We start from the raw sequence: 17,948 nt of genomic DNA, 5'->3' as shown, positions 1-17,948 counted from the left end.
TTGCGGCCGCATTGGACGGACGGACGCCCGATGTCACTAGTCTGGCGGGCGAATCCCGCTATCGTCGCGGCGATGGATACGCAAAACGGGGGCGCCGGGCGCCAGTTGGTCACGGTGCGCATTCCCGCCGGCTGGACGCTGGCGGGGCTGGTCGCGGGATTGCTGGCGGGGATCGTGCTGGCACGGACGGGCGCGGCGGCGCCGGTAGTTGCGCTCACCGAACCCGTGGGCGCGCTCTGGCTGCGGGCGCTGCAGGCGACCATCGTGCCGCTCGTGGCCGGGCTGCTCGTGATCGGCATCGCCCAGCTCGCGCTCGCCGCGCGCGCCGGGGCGATGGCGCGGCGGATGCTCGGCTGGGTCGCGTCGATCCTGGCATTCTCGGCGCTGATGAGCGCCGCGCTGACCCCGCTGCTGCTCGAGCTGTTCCCGCCGCCCGCCGCGGCGGCCGGGGTGCTGTCCGCGGGCGGCACGCCGCAGGACGTGCCGGGCCTTGCCGCGTTCGTCGAATCGCTGATCGCGCCCAACATGGTCGCCGCCGCGGCGGAAACCGCGATGCTCCCGCTGACGTTGTTCTTCGCCGCCTTCGCCGCCGCGATCGCGCGGCTGCCGGCGGACCAGCGCGATACCCTGCTGGGGTTCTTCCGCGCGCTCGCCAACGCGATGCTGATCATCATCGGCTGGGTCCTGTGGGTCGCCCCGGTAGGCGTGTTCGCGCTGGCGCTCGGGGTCGGCGCGGCGAGCGGCGGTGCCGCCTTTGCGACGCTTGCCCACTACATCGTGACCGTCGTCGCGGTCGGGACGGTGATCTTCGTCGGCGGATACCTGCTCGCCTGGCTCGCCGGCGGGATACGCCCCCCGGCGTTCGCCCGCGCGATGATCCCCGCGCAGGCCGTCGCGATCTCGACCCAGAGCTCGCTCGCCAGTCTGCCCGCGATGCTGGTCAGCGCCCGGCGGCTGAACGTGCGCGAGGAAACCGCCGAGTTCGTACTGCCGCTGAGCGTTGCGATCTTTCGCGCGACGAGCCCGGCGATGAACATGGCGGTGGCGATCTACGTCGCGCACCTGGCGGGAATCGAGCTCGGCGCGATGGCGCTGCTGGCCGGCGCGGCGGTCGCGATCGTCATCGCGCTCGGTTCGGTCAGCCTGCCGGGGACGATCAGCTTCGTCATCTCGGTCGGGCCGATCGCGCTGGCGATGGGCGTGCCGATCGGCCCGCTGGCGCTGCTCGTCGCGGTCGAGATGATGCCCGACCTCATGCGCACGCTCGCCAATGTCACCGCCGATGTCGCGCTCACCGCCGCGGTCGACCGCAAAAAGGACTGACCGCGTGCAACCCTAGCGGTTCCTGCGCATTGGTGTAGGGACGCTCTTCTCACTCCAATCCGACCACGGGAGACAACCATGGCCTTCGAAGTCACGCCGCTGCCCTATCCAGACACCGCGCTCGCCCCGGCGATCTCGGCCGAAACCCTCAGCTTCCACCACGGCAAGCACCACAAGGCCTACGTCGACAAGACCAATGCCGCGATCGAGGGCACCGACATGGCGGGCGCCACGCTGGAACAGGTCATTGCCAAGGCGCGCGGGACCAACCAGGGCCTGTTCAACAATTCGGCGCAGAGCTGGAACCACGGCTTCTACTGGCACTCGCTGGCCGGCGACGGCGGCAACCCGACCGACGAGCTCAAGAGCATGATCGAAGACGCGTTCGGCTCGGTCGACGACCTCAAGAAGCAGCTCAAGGAGCGCGGGGCGGGTCACTTCGCCAGCGGCTGGGTCTGGCTGGTCGAGAAGGGCGGCAAGCTCGAGATCGGCGAGACGCACGACGGCGACACGATGGCCGACCAGGACTGCAACCCGCTCCTCGTCATCGACCTGTGGGAACACGCCTACTATCTCGATCACCAGAACGCGCGCCCGGCCTACCTCGACGCGGTGGTCGACGGAAAGCTCAACTGGAGCTTCGCGGCCGACAACCTCAATCGTGGAAGCACCTGGCAGTATCCCTGCTGACCAGCCGCGGACAAGCGATCGCCGGCGGCCCGTTCTCCGTGGGGAGGGCGGGCCGCTACTTTTTTTTGTAGGCCTGGGCTATTCGGGGCGGGGATCGGGAATGTCGTCGGTCGGCTCGCCGGTCACGGGGTCGCCGAACAGCGGCTCGCCGAACAGGAAGCCGACCAGGTTCGGGCGCCCGACATGGTCGAAGAACGCGGTCAGCGTCAGCAGGATCGGTACCGAGAGCAGCGCGCCCAGCACGCCCCAGATCCAGGTGAAGTAGCTGAGCGCGATCAGGATCATCACCGGGTTCATGGTGAACCGCTTGCCGAGGATCGAAGGCGTGATCGCGTTCGATTCGACCGCGTGCAGCGCGAGGTAGGCGGCCGCCGGAATGATCCCCACGAAGACCGTATCCGCTGTGCCCACGCCGAACAGCGCGAGCAGCCCGACCATCGTCAGCGGGCCGATGTACGGCAGGAAATTGAGGATCGCGGCAAGCCCGCCCCACATCACCGGCGCCTCGAGCCCGAGGGCCCATGCCCCCAGCGCGACGATCACCCCGACGCCGGCGTTGATCCATGTCACGGTGAGGATGTAGGCGGCGACCCGGTCCTGCACCTCGCGGATGACGCGGGCCGCCTTGATGCTGGCGCCGAAGTCGCTCCGTTCGAGCAGCAGCCGCCGGCGCATCCGCACCCGCGCCTCGACCATGAAGAAGGCCATCAGGAACGTGAGCAGGGTTTCCAGCACGACGCTCGGCGTCGCATAGGCGAACTGTTCGATCATCGACGGCGTGGCGACGACGACTTCGCGGCTCTTGTCGCCGGTGATCTCGGCGATCTGCCGGTTGGCCTCGCCGAGCCAGTAGAACTGCCGCTGGAGATCGGCGAACCGCTCGCCCAGCCTGTCGACGATCGCCGGGAGCGAATCGAACAGGTTGATCGCCGGCTGAAGGATCAGCATCGCGGCCAGCACGATCACCGCCAGCATCACCAGCAGCGCGGCCAGCGACGCGAGCACGTTGGGCAGGCCGAGGGCCGACAGCCTGTCGGCCAGCGGCGATAGCACGATGGTCAGGATCAGCGCGGTGACTACCGGCAGGAACACCACCGACCCGATCGAGAGCACGAACGGCAGAGCCAGGAACAGGCCCAGCCCGAGGATCACCACCAGCGCCGAGATGAGCCGCAGTTCCTGCGCGGCGAAGGTCATCCGCGCGGTCCGCGCCTTGGGGCGCGGCGGCGGTGCCGGTTCGGCTTCAGCGGTGGGAAGCGCTTCGCTCACGGATTTCTGGGACCCCCGGGGTGGACCGCGAGTTTGCCGGTAAGCGCGCCGCGGTTCAAGCGGCCTCGCGACCGGCGGAGCGGGTCATCGCGTGGGTTCGCTCACGCCGTTGCCGGCGGCAACTTCGTCGAGTTCCTCGAGGATGGCGCGGTGCGCGCCTTCGTCGTCGATCGACCGCTGGGGAATGTCGCCCTCGTCGAGCATCTGGGTCAGCGCGGCGCGGGCACGGCCCACCCGGCTCTTGATCGTGCCGACCGCGCAGCCGCAGATATTGGCCGCTTCCTCGTAGCTGAAGCCACCGGCGCCGACGAGCAGCAGCGCCTCGCGCCGCTCGGGCGGCAGGGTCAGCAGCGCCCGGCGCATGTCGGACAGGTGGATCGGCTCTTCCTGGCCCGCGGGGGCGGTCAGGATGCGTTCGGCGACGTTCTCGTCGAAGTCGCCGCGGAAACGGTTGCGCCGCATGTCGGTGAGATAGGCGTTGCGCAGGATCACGAACGTCCAGGCGCGCATGCTGGTCCCCGGCTCGAACCGCTCCTGCGCGGCCCAGGCCTTGAGCAGCGTTTCCTGGACGAGGTCGTCGGCCATGTCGGGCCGGCCGCACAGGCCGCGCGCAAAGGCGCGCAGGTGCGGCACCACCTCGGTCAGCTCGCGCTTGAAGTCGGCCTGTTCGGAGGCCGTCCGCTCATGCTCGGCCATCAGTTCTTGCTGTCCAGCTTCGACAGGAGGTCCTTGAATGTGTCGGGCAGAGGTTCATCGACCACGGAATCGTAAAGCTGCCGCAGCCCGCTGGCCCATCCCGGCGAACCCGGTCCATCAGCTCGTCTTACAGAAGCCGGAGTGATCTTTCTTTCCCCTTTGCCCTTCGAAGCGGATGTGCGCTTGTTCAATGTCGTTCCCGCCCAGTCATAATGAAATTTCGCCCTACAAAAACAATATCGCCCGAGACCGCAACCCTCGCCGGGTGCGGGTCGGGGAAACGAGCCCGTAGAACCGGGGAACGATCCGTCTCCGGCTTTGTTCCCCTGAAGCCTGTCCGCAAAAGCGCCGGGCGCGTGAGGGTGGGTATCATCGAGGCAAGCGACATGGACCGGACTTACGACAGCCGTCGGCGCTCGCGCCGCTGGCTGGTGTCCTATCCCCGGGCGACCCCGGTCGCGATCTTCCTGCTGATCGCCGCCATCACCGCGCTGAGCGTGTTCGCGATCGAGCGCGGCGAGCGCCGGCGCGAGGAGGCGCGACTGTCGGAAACCGCGCAGGCCGTCGCCTCTGCGATCGAGCGGCGCGCGAACACTTCGTCGGCCTACCTGCGGGCGGGCGCCGCCCTGTTCGGCACGGTCGACGACGTCCCGTCCAGCCTGTTTCGCCGGTTCGTCAGCGAACTGCGGCTCGATGCCGATTATCGGGGCGCCGAGGGGATCGGCTGGGCCGAGGCGATCAGCCCGCGCGCGATTCCCGATTACGAGCGGCGCCTCGCCGAAGAGGTTCCGGGAATGCCGAAGGTCCGCCCCGCGCCGGGGCCGAGCAGCGCGCAGATGGTGCCGGTGACCTATCTCCTGCCCGATACCGAGCGCAATCGCCGCGCGCTGGGGTTCGACATGTACTCACAGGAAACCCGGCGCGCGGCGATGGACGAGGCCGAGCGCACCGTGCGCCCGACGGCCAGCGGCCGGGTGGTCCTCGTGCAGGAAGGCGACGTGCCCTCTCCGGGTTTTCTCATCTACATGCCGGTGTTCGACCAGATCGCCGGGGGGCGCCAGCTCAAGGGGTTCATCTACAGCCCGTTCAACGCGCGCGACTTCCTCGCCTCGGCGCTCCAGCTCGAAACCCGCCGGGGCATGGGCATCCGGCTCTACGACGGAGAGCGCAAGGATCGCGGCGCCCTGCTCGCCGAGCTGGCGGGGGACGCCGAAACGGGGCGAACGATCGACAAGATCGTGTCGGTCGCCAACCGGACGATGCTGCTCGAGGTCGAATCGGCGCGCGGAACGTCGCTGTCGATGCTGTCGATGCTGACCCTGCTGTTCGGGCTGCTGGTGGCCAGCCTGCTGATGATCGTCGCGCGACTGCTGACCCAGCAGGCGGTCGAGGACCAGGCCTCGCTCGAATGGCTGGCCGAGCAGAACTCGATTCGCGACACGCTTACGCGCGAACTCAACCACCGGGTCAAGAACACGCTCGCCAACGTCCTGTCGATCGTCAGCCTGACGCGGCGGCGGGCGACCAGCCTCGACGATTTCGCCGCAGGAATCGACGGGCGCATCCGCGCGCTTTCGGCGACTCACGACCTGCTGACCCAGTCGGACTGGGGGACGACGCCGATCCGTTCGGTGATCGAGGCCGAGCTCGCCCCCTACGCGCGCACCGAAGGTTCGATCGAAATGGCCGGGCCGACGGTCGAGCTTGCACCCAATGACGCGCTGTCTCTGGGGCTGGCGATTCACGAACTCGCCACCAATGCGACCAAGTACGGCGCGCTTTCGGCCGCCGAGGGCAAGGTGCGGATAACCTGGGCGCTCGACCGCGACGACCTGGCCAGCGTGCGCTGGGTCGAAAGCGGCGGGCCGCCCGTTCCCGCTCGCCGGCCCCGCGGGTTCGGCACTGACCTGATCGAGAAGATCGTGGCCCACGAGCTGCGCCACCCGGTCGACCTGCGGTTCGACGAAAGCGGGGTCAGCTGCCGGCTCTATGTGCCCGTGCGGATGCCCAGCGCATTCGAGATGCGCGCCCGCCGGCGGATGGCGGGCAAGAGCTAGGCCGGAGCGTGCGCACGAAAAAGGGGGAGCGCCGCGGCGCTCCCCCTGCGTTCGCGTGACCGGTTAAGCGTCAGCCGAGCGGACGGCTCGAACCGAAGAACAGCGCCTGGCTGATCGCTGCCCGGACGGTCGATTCCTGGAACGGCTTGGTGACGAGGTAGGTCGGCTCCGGCCGGTCGCCGGTCAGCAGCCGCTCGGGATAGGCGGTGATGAAGATCACCGGCACGCTGTCGATGGCGAGGATGTCGTCGACAGCGTCGAGCCCGGACGAGCCGTCGGCAAGCTGGATGTCGGCCAGCACGAGGCCCGGCGTGCGTTCGGCGACCACTTCCTGCGCCTGGGTGCGCGTGGCTGCCGTGCCGCAGATGTCGTGGCCGAGCGAGCGGACGAGATCCTCTAGCTGCATCGAGATCAGCGGCTCGTCCTCGATGATGAGCACGCTGGTGGCGGATTCGCGGTCGATCTCCTCGACCGCCTCCTGGACCATCGATTCGATCTCGCTCTCGTCCATGTCCATGATTTCCGCGGCCTCGGGGACCGAGAAGTCCTCGAGCGTGGTCAGCAGCAAGGCCTGGCGGTTGAGCGGCGTGATCGCCCGCAGGCGATCCTGCGCGGCGGCTTCGTGTGCGCCGCCACCCCCGCCGCCGGCGTCGGCGACTTCCAGGTACGCGCTCGACCAGACCTTGTTGAAGGCCTTGTAGAGCGGCACCCGGCCTTCCGACAGCGAGGCCTTGAGGCTCTCATCGGCGAGCGCGGCTTCGAGCGTGGCGCGCACGAAGGCGTCTCCGGTTTGCTGCGAACCCGTGAGCGCGCGCGCGTACCGGCGCAGATAGGGCAGATTGGCGGCGACTTGATCCCCGAGCGACATGCATTCCCTTCCCGTTGATTACTGCGCACAGAACGTGGTCGCTTGCGTATGGTTCCGCTCCGCTTCCGACAATTCCCGGCACGCGCGATCGCGTGCGGCCCCGCGCGGCTGGCGGTTTGGTCGGGCCGTCCGACGCGGCTTTTGCGGTGCCGTCCGGCCTTGACCGATTGCCCGGTTGCCGCTCCTGCGAACGACAGGAAAAAAGGCATTGATACACAGATGGTTATGCAAAAAACCAGCGTGTACGAAAAAATTTTCGTGCGGCCGGGAACGCGATTCAGGGTGGGGCATTCTATCACTGTCACCGCCGAGACCCCCCCTCCCGTCCAAGCGGCTGGTGATACGATCCCGAAGGGCCTCCGCTCGAATGAGAGTGGAGGCCTTTTTTTTCGGCCGTGCGCGCAGTTGGCGACTTTTGCGCTCGCCTGGGACAGAGATCGGGTGTTCGGCAGCTGTCCGCCGCCCGATGCTGGCCATCGGGCGTCGGCGAAGCGGGCGGGCGGGGCGAAAGGTTTCAGTTGGCCGGCGTAGCCGTGCCGGACTCGTGCTTGCCCAGAACGTCACGCAACCGGGCCATCAGGCCTTCGCGCGGCGGCCGCGACAGCGCGGCGACCAATTCGGCGTGGTCGTAGGGCTTTTCGAGCACCGGGCCGAGTTCCGCGATCTGCGGGGGGATGTCCTGCGGCGCCCCGGTCGAGAACACGATCCGCGGCGGCTTCGGGCCGACCGAGTTGACCAATTCGGCCAGTGCCCAGCCGTCGTCCCGGTCGGCAAGGTGCACATCGAGGACCAGCCCGTCGGGCTTGTGGCGGCGGAGCGCGGCCATCGCGTCGGCGGTGGTGGTCGAGATCGTCACGCTCTTCGCGCCGGCTTCGAGCAGGGCCGCCTCGAGCGCGACCGCGATCAGCGCGTCGTCCTCGACGAGCAGGACGTGTCCCAGCTTCAGGGAGCCTTTCTTTTTGCCTTGGGGCCTGGCCACGCTTACCTGCTTCCCTCGCCGGGTCGGCCCAAGCGGCCCCCGTCACTGCAGCGAACGGAGCAGAGGCCCGCGCGGTTCCCGCCGCGCGCGCGATGCGGCCGCGGCGTGGCGCTGGCGCCACACGACCCGGCTCACAGCGGCTTGCGGTAGATCACGTATTCGCGGTTGACGTGGCTCTCGATCGCGTCGGCGATGGCGACCATTCCCTGGTTGTCGTCGAGGATCCAGCCGATCTCGCCCCGGGTCGCGCCATAGCGGTCAATCGCCGCGCGGCGGATGTACTCGATCATCATGAAAGCAAGCTGGCTCGCCATGCGCGAGGACTGCAGCTTCTTCTTCACGCCCATCAGCGGCACGCGCATCGTCTTCACCTGCGGCTTGCGCAGCCACAGCAGCAGCTTCGCCCAGCCGAGCGGGAACAGGCTGCCCCGTAGCGGCGCGATCGCCTCGTTGAGGTCGGGCAGGGTCATCATGAAGGCGACAGGCTCGCCGTCGTACTCGGCGACCATGATCAGGTCCTCGAATACGATCGGTTTGAACTTCTTGCCGGCATAGGCGATCTCCGCCTCGGTGAACGGCACGAAGCCCCAGTTGTCCGACCAGGCGTCGTTGAGAATCTCGAGGATCAGCCGCGCTTCCTCTTCGAACCGCGACTTGTCGACCTTGCGGATGCGGATCCGTTCGTTGCGCTCTCCGGCGGCGACGATGCGCTGGATCAGCGGCGGGAACGGGCGGGTCACGTCGAGCTCGTAGGTCAGCAGCGACTTGGCCGGCTCGTAGCCGCCCGCACTCTCGATCCAGTCGGCATAGCGCCGGGGCTGATGGCCCATCATTACCGTGGGCGGGTGGTCATGCCCGCGCACGAGCTGGCCCGGCTCTTCCCAGATCGACATGCTGAGCGGCGCCAGCACGTGGGTCGTGCCGCGCTGCCGCAGCCAGTCTTCCGCGCGCGCGATCAGGGCGTGGGCGACCGCTTCGTCCTCCGCCTCGAGCAGGCCCCAGTTGCCGGTGCCCGGACCCATCCCCTGCTCGGCCGGCTGGGCGAGCGCGAGACGGTCGATATGCGCCGAGATGCGCCCGACGGCCTTGCCGTTCTCGCGCGCGATCATCAGCTGAACGTCGGCGTGGTCGAAGAACGGGTTCTTGCCGGGGGTGACCAGTTCGACCGCCTCCATGCGCAGCGGCGGGACCCAGTTGGGGTCCGATCCATTCAATCGATAAGCGAGATCGACGAATTCGCGGCGGTCGCGCTTGCTGGCGACGGGCGTGATCTCTATCTGGCGCATGACGCGTTGTTGACCTCGTTCATTTCGCATCTGCCGCAAATCCGCTATCGCGCGGCAACAGTCGGCGCCGCCGGATAGGCCGCGCGCACGGTTCGGAAAAGCAGATTATGACCACCACGCCATCCACCCCGGCCGATCCGAAGGCACCGTCGCCGCACGCGCAGCCCTATTCGGGCGGGCGCAGCGAGGACGACAAGGCGCTGCTGCGGGCGGCGGCCGAACTCACCCGCGACCTCGGAACCGCGAAGGGTTCGATCTACTGGCCCGACATGGTGGGATCGGCGCTCGTCGGTTACGGCGCGCTCGCCGGGGCGATCGTTTCGGATTCGCTGTGGCTCACCGCCGCGCTGGCGATTGTCGCCACGCTCGCGCTCTACCGGGCGCTGCTGTTCATCCACGAGCTGACCCACCTGCACCGCGATGCGTTGCCGGGGTTCCGCACCGCGTGGAACCTGCTCGTGGGCATTCCGATGCTGACGCCCAGCTTCATGTACGAGGACGGGCACACGATCCACCATTCGCGCAAGCGGTACGGCACGCCGGAGGACCCCGAATACCTGCCGCTGGCGCTGATGAAGCCGTGGACGCTGCCCGCGTTCATCCTCGTCTCGCTGCTGGCGCCGATCGGGCTGGTGCTGCGCTACGGCGTGCTGGCCCCGCTGGGCCTGCTGTTCCCACGGCTTCGCCGCATGAACTGGGCGCGGTTCTCCACGCTCGCCATCAACCCGATGTTCCGGCGCCGCGCGCCCGCGCCGGAGGACAGGCGGCGGTTCGTGGCGCTCGAGACCGGCGCGGCGATCTGGGCGATCGTGCTGATCGCCAGCGTGCTGTGGATCGGCTGGCGGCCGCTGGCCGTGGCGCTGGCGGTGTTCTCGGCGGTGGCCGTGCTCAACCAGCTGCGCACGCTCGTCGCGCACCTGTGGGAGAACGAGGGCGAGCCGATGAGCGTGACGGCGCAGTATCTCGACACGGTCAACGTGCCGCCGCCGGGCTTCGTCGCGGCCTTGTGGGCGCCGGTGGGCCTGCGGTACCACGCGCTGCACCACCTGCTCCCGTCGCTCCCCTACCACGCGCTGGGTGAGGCGCACCGCCGCCTCGCCGCGCACGAACAGGCGCGCGGGACGTACAACCGCGCGCATTACCGCGGGATGGGGCCGCTGGTCGGCCGGATTGCGGCGAGCACCATGCGCCGGCCCGGCGCCTCTCCGGCCAAGGACGAAAAAAGGGCCGCTTCGATCGAAGCGACCCCCTGATTTGCGGGCGGCAGGGCCGCGCGGCTGCGGTCAGTCCTTGACGGTTACCGTCTTGCCGCTCGTGTCGACCTGGACGCGGGTGTCCGCGTCGCCGACGTCGGCCTTGATGCCGTCGGGCCCGATCGACACCTTGTCGCTGGTGTCGGCGGGTGCGCCGACGACCGTCGTTTCGGTCGCGGTCGGGCCGGGGACGACGACCGTGGTGTCGCCGTCGGCGGTCGTGGCCGCGCCGTCGGCGGTGACGTCGGCCCCGGCTTCGCCGGTTTCGGGCGTGCTGTCGCAGGCGGCGAGCGCGAGCGCAGCGGCAAGGGCGGGGAGAGCGAACTTCTTCATGGCAATAACTCCAGGTTACGTGGCTCGCTCAACCGCCAAGTCCTGCCAAGGTTCCGCCACAATTCACTCTTCGGTGCGCACCAGCACGGTTTCGCCCACCAGCGCGAACAGGACGAACGGCGCCCACGCGGCGAGGAGCGGCGGATAGCCGCCGAAATTGCCCATCGCGAGCGCGGCGTTGTCCACCACGAAGTAGGCGAAGCCCAGCGCCATGCCGATCACCGCGCGCACGAACAGCTGGCCCGACCGCGCGAGCCCGAACGCGGCCACCGCTCCCAGGAGGGGCATCAGCACCGAGGACAGCGGACTCACCAGCTTGTGCCACCACTTGGAGCGGATCTCCGCGGTGCGGCGGCCGGCCGCCTCGTAGGCGGCGATCGAATCGCGCAGGTCCCAGAACGACTGCGCGTCGGGATCGACGCTGCCCAGCCAGACCTGTTCGGGGGTGATCGCACTGCCGACCACCGTTTCGCCGAGGTCGACGCTGCGGGCGCCCGCGACCTCGAACCCCACCGCGTCCTCGATCTTCCACCCGTTACCGGTCCAGGTCGCGCGGCTGCCGCGGACCTGGTCGGCGATCGCGCCGCTCGGCGCGCGGCGGTACCAGGTAACGTTGGTCAGTTCTGTCCGGTCGCCGCCCCCGGTGACGGTGCCCGCGGCGAGGATATCCTCGCCATCGCTGATGTAGACGTTGGCGCGCACGCCCGAATCCTTCGGCACCGCCTTGTATTCGTTGGCATCCCACGCCTTGAGCGTCGCGGTCGCGCGGGTGACGACCCGTTCGTTGAAGACGAAGCTGCCGATCCCCACGACGAGCGCGGTGAGCAGCAGCGGCGCGAGTACCTGGTGGGCGCTGAGGCCGGCGGCCTTCATCGCGACCACCTCGCTGTTCTGGTTGAGGCCGACGAGCGTGATGATCGTCGCCAGCAGCACCGAGTAGGGCAGGAACCGCGCGACGAGCTGCGGCATCCGCAAGGTGGCGTAGGTCCAGATCTCGCCCTGGCCGTTGCCCGGCACGGCGAGGATCTTGCCCGTCGCGGTCAGCAGGTCGAGCATCAAGAGGACCAGCACCAGCATCACCAGCACTGCCAGGATGCGCACGACGAACATCTTCGCGAGGTAGAGCGTCAGGGTCCGCGAGGGGAAGAAATCGAACTGCACCGGGGCTCCTACTCGGCTGGCGCCAGCGCGGGCGCGCCGCGCACTCCGCGGCGGCGAAAGAGCTTGCGGAGCCGCTTGCCCAGTTTGGCGAAGACGGCCTCGAGCGCGCCGATCGCCTGCCCGCCGGGGACGTAGGCGACACGCCAGTACATCCACAGGATCAAGGCCGCGAACAGCACGAACGGCAGCCACAGCGCCAGCGTGGGATCGACCCGGCCGAGCGAGGCATAGTCCTCGGCGTACTGGTTGATCTTGTGGTAGGCGACCACCATCACGATCGACACGAACACGCCCAGCGCGCTGGTCGATCGCTTGGGCGGGATCGCCAGCGCGACCGCGAGCAGCGGCATCAGGAACATCATGACCACCTCGACCAGGCGAAAGTTGAAGCTCGCCTGGCTGCCGATGCGCTCGACCCGGTCGGTCGACGGCGCGTCGCCCCAGCCGATCCGCAGCAGCTCGGGCAGGATGAATTCGCGCGTATCCTCGCCGCCTGCCCGCGCGCGGAACTTGGCGACGGTCGGCAGGTCGATCGGCAGGTCGTGGCGGGTGAAGCTGAGCACGCGCGGGGTCTGCTTGCCGCCCATGTCCTGGATGATCGTGCCGTCGGTCAGCCGCAGGATGATCGTGTCGGGGTTGTCGGTCGTAGCAAGGAAAGCGCCCTCGCGCGCCGAGATCGAAAGGACCTGTCCCTTGTCGTTGGCGACGCGGGCGAAGATGCCCATCAGGCGCCGCCCGTCGTCCTCGCTGCGCTCGATCCGCAGCGCCATGCGGTCCTTGAGCGTGGTGAATTCGCCGACCTTGATCGACGCGCCGAGCGCGCCCGACTTGAGCTCGTATTCGAGCCGTTCGTACCAGTAGCGGCTGACCGGCTGGACGTAGAACACCAGCGCGACGTTCACCGCCACCAGCACCAGCGCGATCGCGTAGGGCACCCGCAGCAGCCGGCCATAGCCCTGTCCCACCGCGCGCATCACGTCGAGCTCGCTCGAGGTGGCGAGCTTGCGGAACGCCATCAGCACGCCGAGCAGCAGGCCCAGCGGAATCGCCAGGCTGGCGTATTCCGGCATCATCGTGGCGAGCATCTTGAACACCACGCCGATCGGTCCGCCCTGGACCGCCACGAAATCGAGCAGCCGCAGCATCTTGTCGAGGATCAGCAGCGAGGCCGCGAGCACGAACACCCCGATCATCGGGACGATGGTCAGCCGCAGGATGTAGCGGTCGATCGCGGGGAGGAAGTTCAACACGGGGTCGGGCGGTCTCGTCTGTCGTGGGCTGCGCCCTTAACCGCAAATTGCGCCGCGGTCATGCCCCATGGTCGAACGCGCGGGCGTCCGGCGGGTTTCGGCCGGCTGGTTTCAGGCTTTCTCAAGCGTGCACTGGAGCGGGTGCTGGTTCGCCCGCGCGAAGTCCATCACCTGGTTCACCTTGGTCTCGGCGACCTCGTAGGGGAACACCCCGCACACCCCCACGCCGCGCTGGTGCACGTGGAGCATGACTCGCGTCGCCTGTTCGAGGTCCATCCGGAAGAACCGCTTGAGCACCATGACCACGAATTCCATCGGGGTGTAGTCGTCGTTGAGCATCAGCACCTTGTACTGGCTTGGCTTCTTCGGCTTGGCGCGCGTCTTGGTGGCGATGCCCACCGCGTCGCCGGTGTCGGCATCGTCCTCGCGTCCGGCGTTGCGGACGGGATCGGCGGAAAGGGGCATCATCATCGGGGTGGCAATATCGTATCGCGGCTGGCGCAAGCAAGATGCCGCAACGCGGTTAAGCGCACGCAAACGGCCCGCGAACGCCAGACGGGCCGGACGACTTGCACCGTCCGGCCCGCTGAGTGGACCCGCTTCCGACGAGACAGGAAGCGGGCCTTGTTGCGAAAGGGGTCGCTTACGCGGCGGCCTTCGAGACCTTCTCGACCGCGAGGCTCACGCGGTTCGACAGCGGCGCGAAGGCGTCGTTGGCGAGCTTCATCGAGGTCTCGGCGTTCTTCGAGTAGCGGGCGACCGCGGCGTCGAAGTTGCGGCGGGCGATCTCGCCCTGCAGCTTGAACAGCTCGGCCGGGCTCTTGACCGCAGCCATCGCCTTCAAATCGGCGGTGACGGTCTCGAACGCGCCCTTGGCGGCTTCGACTTCACCGCGCGCCATGTCCTGCACGCCGGCACCGAGGATCTTGCCCGATTCGACCACGGCTTCGATGTTGCCCTTGGTGAATTCGGTCATCTCGCCGGCATAGGCCTGGAGCTTGTCGTAAGCGGCCTTCGCCTTGGTCTGCGCTTCGGCGGTGGCGGTCTTGAGGGTGTCGGTGAAATCGGTCTTCTTGGCAGTGGCCATGATCTTGTCCTTGAGCTGGGCGACCGCGGAAACGCGCGGCGCGGGGGTCTTGGTGGCAGTGTTCTTGACGGTCTTCTTCGCAGCCGCCCGGGCGACCGGCTTCTTCGCCGGGGCCGCCTTGGCGACGGACTTCTTCGGAGCGGCAGCCTTCTTGACGACCTTCTTCGCCGCCGGCTTCTTCGCCTTGCGGACCGGGGCGGCCTTCTTCGGCGCCGCCTTCACTTCCGCGACGGCGGCATCGATCTTGGCGGGAACGGGCGCAGGCTCGAGAGCCACGACCGCGGTTTCGGTCTTCTTGGCGGGCACGGCGCTGGCGGCGTCGGCATAGGCCTTCTCGGCGGCGGCGTCGGCCTTGGCGGTGTCGTTGGTGTCGGCAGCAGATGCCATCGGACTTCGCTCCTATGTTGCACTGCACAAAATAGGCATCGCAACCGCGAAGTCAAGGATTTTTTGTGCAGTGCACCATAACTGCGTCAGGTCAATGTTTTCAATCGCCTAGCGGGTCTTGACGTAGCGCCCCGGGGCATCCTCGATCACCGGATCGCCCTTTCCGCCGGGCTTTCGCTTGCCGTTCGCGGGGACCTGCTTGCCGCCGCGCTCAGCGAGCCACGCGCGCCAGTGCGGCCACCAGCTGCCGGGGTGCTCGGTCGCGCCCGCGATGAATTTTTCCAGGCTCGGCGCGCTGCTGTCGCCGGTCCAGTACTGGTACTTGCCCGCGTCGGGGTGGTTGACCACGCCGGCGATGTGGCCCGACCCGGCGAGGACGAAGGTGGTGGGCCCACGCACGTGGCGGGTCATTCGCCAGACGCTTTCGGCGGGGGCGATGTGGTCTTCCTTGCCCGCCTGGATGTAGATCGGGGTTTCGATCCGGGTGAGGTCGATCGGAGTTCCGTCCGCTGCAAGCGCGTCGGGCACCACCAGCTTGTTGCCCCGGTAGAGGTCGCGCAGGTAGTCGCCGTGCCACTTCGCCGGCAGGTTGGTGACGTCGCCGTTCCAGTGCAGCAGGTCGAACGCGGGGTAGTCGTCGCCGAGCAGGTAGTTGTTGACGACGTAGTTCCAGATCAGGTCGCGCCCGCGCAGCAGGTTGAACGTGGCGGCCATGTATCGCCCGTCGAGGTAGCCCTCCTGCGAGAGGTTGCCGATCATCTCGAGCTGGCCCTCGTCGATGAAGTTCTTGAGCTCGCCCGCCTTCTCGAAATCGACCTGGGCGGTGAAGAAGGTGGCCGAAGCGACCTTGTCGGCCTCTCCCCGCCGCGCGAGGATCGCGAGCGCCGCGGCGAGCGTGGTACCGGCCACGCAGTAGCCGATCGTGTTGACGCTCTTCACCCCCAGCCGCGCGCGGATGACGTCGATCGCCTCGATCTCGGCGCGGATGTAGTCGTCCCAGACCACGTCCTTCATGCTCGCGTCGGCCGATTTCCAGCTGGTGACGAACACCGTCAGCCCCTGGTCGACCGCCCACTTGATGAAGCTTTTCTTCGGCGTGAGGTCGAGGATGTAGAACCGGTTGATCCACGGCGGGAAGATCACCAGCGGGATTTCCGCCACCGTCTCGGTGCTCGGGCTGTACTGGATCAGCTGGTAGAGCGGACCCTCGTGGACGACCTTGCCCGGCGTGGTCGCGATGTTCTCGCCCAGCCGGAACGCATCGGCGTCGGTATGGGTGAGCTGGCCGCGCTTGAGGTCGTTGATGAGGTGCTGCAGCCCCTTCACGAGGTTGGCGCCCCGTGTCTCGATCGTCCGCTGCAGGACCACCGGGTTGGTGGCGAGGAAGTTGTCGGGGCTCATCGCCTCGACCAGCGCGCGGGTGGCGAAGGCGAGCTGCTCCTTCTTCTCGGGGTCGACACCCTCGACCCGCTCGGCGGCGTCGAGCATGTACTCCGACACCATCAGGTAGGTCTGGTGGAGCAGCGCGAAAGCCGGATGGCTGCGCCAGGCGGGGTCGGAGAACCGCCGGTCCTTGCGCGGCAGCTCGGGCTTTGCATCCCCTTCCGCGAACGCGCCGCCGAGCACGCCCTGCCACAGCTTCATGCCCTCCTCGAAGAACTTCTGCTGCGCGGCGATCCCCTGCGTCGCCGCCGACTGCCAGGTCTGCGCCCAGCCCTGGCTGAGCAGCATGAACTGCGCGGGATCGAGCGCCATCGCCCCGCCGGTGGCATCGCGGGACTTCTCGCCGAGGAACTCGAGCCACATGGCCTGCAGCTTCTGCGCGGTCTCCCCCCAAGCCGAAATCTCGCCCCAATCCTTCATCACCGGGGCGCCCGCGGGCATGAACTGGTCCCATACCTCGCGCATCGTTTCGCCCTGCATGTCGAGAAAGCCGGCGAACGGATCGGCGGGCTTGGTCTGGTCGGCCATCGGGGATCCTTTCGCGAGAGTCGGCGCAACAACTTGGCGTGGTTGCCGGTTTCGCCGCAAGAATAATTGCCCTACAGCAGCAGCCCCGCGGTCGCCACCCACGCCAGAACCGAAAGAACGATGAACGACGAATTCTACCGCATCAAGCGCCTGCCGCCCTACGTCATTGCCGAAGTCAACGGCATGCGGGCCGCCGCGCGCGCCGCGGGGAAGGACATTATCGACCTCGGCATGGGCAACCCCGACCTGCCGCCGCCCCAGCACGTGATCGACAAGCTGTGCGAAGTGGCGATGAAGCCCGACGCGCACGGCTATTCGCAGTCGAAGGGCATTCCGGGGCTGCGCAAGGCGCAGGCGAACTACTACGGGCGCCGCTTCGGGGTCGAGCTCGATCCCGAAACCGAGGTGGTCGTCACGATGGGCTCGAAGGAGGGACTCGCCAGCCTCGCCACCGCGATCACCGCGCCCGGCGATGTCGTGCTGGCCCCGAACCCGAGCTACCCGATCCACACCTTCGGCTTCATCATCGCCGGGGCGACGATCCGCAGCGTGCCGACCACGCCCGACGACGATTATTTCCGCAGCCTGGAAAAGGCGATGCACTTCACCGTGCCGCGCCCAAGCGTGCTGGTGGTCAACTATCCGTCGAACCCGACTGCCGAGGTGGTCGACCTTGCGTTCTACGAGCGGCTGGTCGCCTGGGCGAAGGAGAACAAGGTCTGGATCCTGTCCGACCTCGCCTATTCGGAGCTCTATTACGACGGCAATCCGACGCCTTCGATCATGCAGGTCAAGGGCGCGAAGGACGTCGCGGTCGAGTTCACCTCGATGTCCAAGACTTACTCGATGGCCGGCTGGCGGATGGGGTTCGCGGTCGGCAACCGGACGCTCATCGCGGCGATGACGCGGGTCAAGAGCTACCTCGATTACGGCGCGTTCACCCCGATCCAGGCGGCCGCCTGCGCCGCGCTCAACGGCCCGCAGGACATCGTCGAGCGCAACCGCCAGCTCTACCACAAGCGCCGCGACGTGATGGTCGAGGCGTTCGGCCGCGCGGGCTGGGACATTCCGCCGCCCCCGGCCTCGATGTTCGCCTGGGCCCCGCTGCCCCCGGCTCTGAAGGACATGGGCAGCCTCGAGTTTTCCAAGCAGCTGCTCACCCATGCCGAAGTCGCGGTCGCGCCGGGCGTGGGGTATGGCGAGGACGGCGAGGGGTTCGTGCGCATCGCCATGGTCGAGAACGAGCAGCGCCTGCGCCAGGCGGCGCGCAACGTGAAGCGGTGGTTCCAGTCGCTCGGCATCAACGCGAGCGCTGCCTGACCGGGCAGGGATACCCGC

17 protein-coding genes are annotated in these 17,948 nt (G+C 68.0%); 5 read left to right on the top strand and 12 right to left on the bottom strand.

Features of this window, described 5'->3' with window-relative positions; translation table 11 throughout:
* The first annotated feature begins 30 nt into the window (after positions 1-30).
* Complete coding sequence (locus N0B51_RS09465) at positions 31-1,323, top strand: dicarboxylate/amino acid:cation symporter (protein WP_259962082.1); 1,293 nt, start codon at positions 31-33, stop codon at positions 1,321-1,323.
* A 78-nt stretch (positions 1,324-1,401) separates the two neighbouring features.
* Positions 1,402-2,013: a superoxide dismutase gene (locus N0B51_RS09460; protein WP_259962081.1), complete on the top strand. Its 612-nt coding sequence runs from the start codon at positions 1,402-1,404 to the stop codon at positions 2,011-2,013.
* Between the two features lie 78 nt (positions 2,014-2,091).
* Here N0B51_RS09460 and N0B51_RS09455 read toward each other — a convergent pair whose 3' ends face one another.
* The 3 genes from N0B51_RS09455 to N0B51_RS09445 form a co-directional block, all read right to left on the bottom strand.
* Complete coding sequence (locus N0B51_RS09455; RefSeq protein ID WP_311201835.1) at positions 2,092-3,282, bottom strand: AI-2E family transporter; 1,191 nt, start codon at positions 3,280-3,282, stop codon at positions 2,092-2,094.
* 84 nt (positions 3,283-3,366) lie between these two features.
* Positions 3,367-3,978, bottom strand: coding sequence for a sigma-70 family RNA polymerase sigma factor (locus N0B51_RS09450; RefSeq protein ID WP_259962080.1), 612 nt, complete (start codon positions 3,976-3,978; stop codon positions 3,367-3,369).
* On the bottom strand, positions 3,978-4,169 hold the full coding sequence (locus tag N0B51_RS09445; RefSeq protein ID WP_259962079.1) for a NepR family anti-sigma factor: 192 nt from the start codon (positions 4,167-4,169) through the stop codon (positions 3,978-3,980). The genes N0B51_RS09450 and N0B51_RS09445 overlap by 1 nt, the downstream gene beginning before the upstream one ends.
* A 165-nt stretch (positions 4,170-4,334) precedes the next feature.
* On the opposite strand from N0B51_RS09445, the gene N0B51_RS09440 reads away from it, so the two are divergent.
* Positions 4,335-6,035, top strand: a complete 1,701-nt coding sequence (locus N0B51_RS09440; protein ID WP_311201834.1) for a CHASE domain-containing protein — start codon at positions 4,335-4,337, stop codon at positions 6,033-6,035.
* 70 nt (positions 6,036-6,105) lie between these two features.
* Here N0B51_RS09440 and N0B51_RS09435 read toward each other — a convergent pair whose 3' ends face one another.
* From N0B51_RS09435 to N0B51_RS09425, 3 genes are all read right to left on the bottom strand, one after another.
* On the bottom strand, positions 6,106-6,903 hold the full coding sequence (locus N0B51_RS09435) for a response regulator (RefSeq protein ID WP_259962078.1): 798 nt from the start codon (positions 6,901-6,903) through the stop codon (positions 6,106-6,108).
* A gap of 514 nt (positions 6,904-7,417) precedes the next feature.
* Positions 7,418-7,882, bottom strand: a complete 465-nt coding sequence (locus tag N0B51_RS09430; RefSeq protein ID WP_259962077.1) for a response regulator — start codon at positions 7,880-7,882, stop codon at positions 7,418-7,420.
* A gap of 131 nt (positions 7,883-8,013) precedes the next feature.
* Positions 8,014-9,168: an N-acetyltransferase gene (locus N0B51_RS09425; RefSeq protein ID WP_259962076.1), complete on the bottom strand. Its 1,155-nt coding sequence runs from the start codon at positions 9,166-9,168 to the stop codon at positions 8,014-8,016.
* A 107-nt stretch (positions 9,169-9,275) separates the two neighbouring features.
* On the opposite strand from N0B51_RS09425, the gene N0B51_RS09420 reads away from it, so the two are divergent.
* Positions 9,276-10,421: a fatty acid desaturase family protein gene (locus N0B51_RS09420; protein ID WP_259962075.1), complete on the top strand. Its 1,146-nt coding sequence runs from the start codon at positions 9,276-9,278 to the stop codon at positions 10,419-10,421.
* Positions 10,422-10,451: 30 nt separating this feature from the next.
* On the opposite strand, the gene N0B51_RS09415 is transcribed toward N0B51_RS09420, so the two are convergent.
* The 6 genes from N0B51_RS09415 to N0B51_RS09390 form a co-directional block, all read right to left on the bottom strand.
* Positions 10,452-10,754, bottom strand: a complete 303-nt coding sequence (locus N0B51_RS09415; protein ID WP_259962074.1) for a hypothetical protein — start codon at positions 10,752-10,754, stop codon at positions 10,452-10,454.
* Positions 10,755-10,817: 63 nt separating this feature from the next.
* Positions 10,818-11,915 carry an LPS export ABC transporter permease LptG gene (gene lptG, locus N0B51_RS09410; RefSeq protein WP_259962073.1) on the bottom strand — a complete coding sequence of 366 codons (1,098 nt, stop codon included), beginning with the start codon at positions 11,913-11,915 and terminating at the stop codon, positions 10,818-10,820.
* An 8-nt stretch (positions 11,916-11,923) separates the two neighbouring features.
* Complete coding sequence (locus N0B51_RS09405) at positions 11,924-13,162, bottom strand: LptF/LptG family permease (RefSeq protein ID WP_259962072.1); 1,239 nt, start codon at positions 13,160-13,162, stop codon at positions 11,924-11,926.
* A gap of 114 nt (positions 13,163-13,276) precedes the next feature.
* Positions 13,277-13,636 carry an ATP-dependent Clp protease adapter ClpS gene (clpS, locus tag N0B51_RS09400; RefSeq protein WP_259962071.1) on the bottom strand — a complete coding sequence of 120 codons (360 nt, stop codon included), beginning with the start codon at positions 13,634-13,636 and terminating at the stop codon, positions 13,277-13,279.
* 172 nt (positions 13,637-13,808) lie between these two features.
* Positions 13,809-14,639: a phasin family protein gene (locus N0B51_RS09395; protein ID WP_259962070.1), complete on the bottom strand. Its 831-nt coding sequence runs from the start codon at positions 14,637-14,639 to the stop codon at positions 13,809-13,811.
* Positions 14,640-14,747: 108 nt separating this feature from the next.
* Positions 14,748-16,610 (bottom strand): PHA/PHB synthase family protein, encoded by a 1,863-nt coding sequence (locus N0B51_RS09390; protein WP_259962069.1) that lies wholly within the window; start codon positions 16,608-16,610, stop codon positions 14,748-14,750.
* A 120-nt stretch (positions 16,611-16,730) separates the two neighbouring features.
* On the opposite strand from N0B51_RS09390, the gene N0B51_RS09385 reads away from it, so the two are divergent.
* The gene (locus N0B51_RS09385; RefSeq protein ID WP_259962068.1) at positions 16,731-17,930 is read left to right on the top strand and encodes an LL-diaminopimelate aminotransferase; all 1,200 of its coding nucleotides are present in this window, start codon (positions 16,731-16,733) and stop codon (positions 17,928-17,930) included.
* Positions 17,931-17,948: the final 18 nt, after the last annotated feature.

It is taken from the genome of Tsuneonella litorea, from assembly GCF_025154015.1.
GTDB classification, from domain to species: Bacteria; Pseudomonadota; Alphaproteobacteria; order Sphingomonadales; family Sphingomonadaceae; genus Tsuneonella; species Tsuneonella litorea.
This window is presented reverse-complemented; position numbering and strand designations above follow the sequence as displayed.

What these genes read in the sequence shown, in the direction of transcription:
- N0B51_RS09425 (WP_259962076.1), bottom strand. Translation starts at nt 9,168, where the DNA reads ATGCGCCAGATAGAGATCACGCCCGTCGCCAGCAAGCGCGACCGCCGC.
- N0B51_RS09385 (WP_259962068.1), top strand. Translation starts at nt 16,731, where the DNA reads ATGAACGACGAATTCTACCGCATCAAGCGCCTGCCGCCCTACGTCATT.
- N0B51_RS09395 (WP_259962070.1), bottom strand. Translation starts at nt 14,639, where the DNA reads ATGGCATCTGCTGCCGACACCAACGACACCGCCAAGGCCGACGCCGCC.
- N0B51_RS09435 (WP_259962078.1), bottom strand. Translation starts at nt 6,903, where the DNA reads ATGTCGCTCGGGGATCAAGTCGCCGCCAATCTGCCCTATCTGCGCCGG.
- N0B51_RS09415 (WP_259962074.1), bottom strand. Translation starts at nt 10,754, where the DNA reads ATGAAGAAGTTCGCTCTCCCCGCCCTTGCCGCTGCGCTCGCGCTCGCC.
- N0B51_RS09420 (WP_259962075.1), top strand. Translation starts at nt 9,276, where the DNA reads ATGACCACCACGCCATCCACCCCGGCCGATCCGAAGGCACCGTCGCCG.
- clpS (WP_259962071.1), bottom strand. Translation starts at nt 13,636, where the DNA reads ATGATGATGCCCCTTTCCGCCGATCCCGTCCGCAACGCCGGACGCGAG.
- N0B51_RS09465 (WP_259962082.1), top strand. Translation starts at nt 31, where the DNA reads ATGTCACTAGTCTGGCGGGCGAATCCCGCTATCGTCGCGGCGATGGAT.
- N0B51_RS09450 (WP_259962080.1), bottom strand. Translation starts at nt 3,978, where the DNA reads ATGGCCGAGCATGAGCGGACGGCCTCCGAACAGGCCGACTTCAAGCGC.
- N0B51_RS09460 (WP_259962081.1), top strand. Translation starts at nt 1,402, where the DNA reads ATGGCCTTCGAAGTCACGCCGCTGCCCTATCCAGACACCGCGCTCGCC.
- N0B51_RS09390 (WP_259962069.1), bottom strand. Translation starts at nt 16,610, where the DNA reads ATGGCCGACCAGACCAAGCCCGCCGATCCGTTCGCCGGCTTTCTCGAC.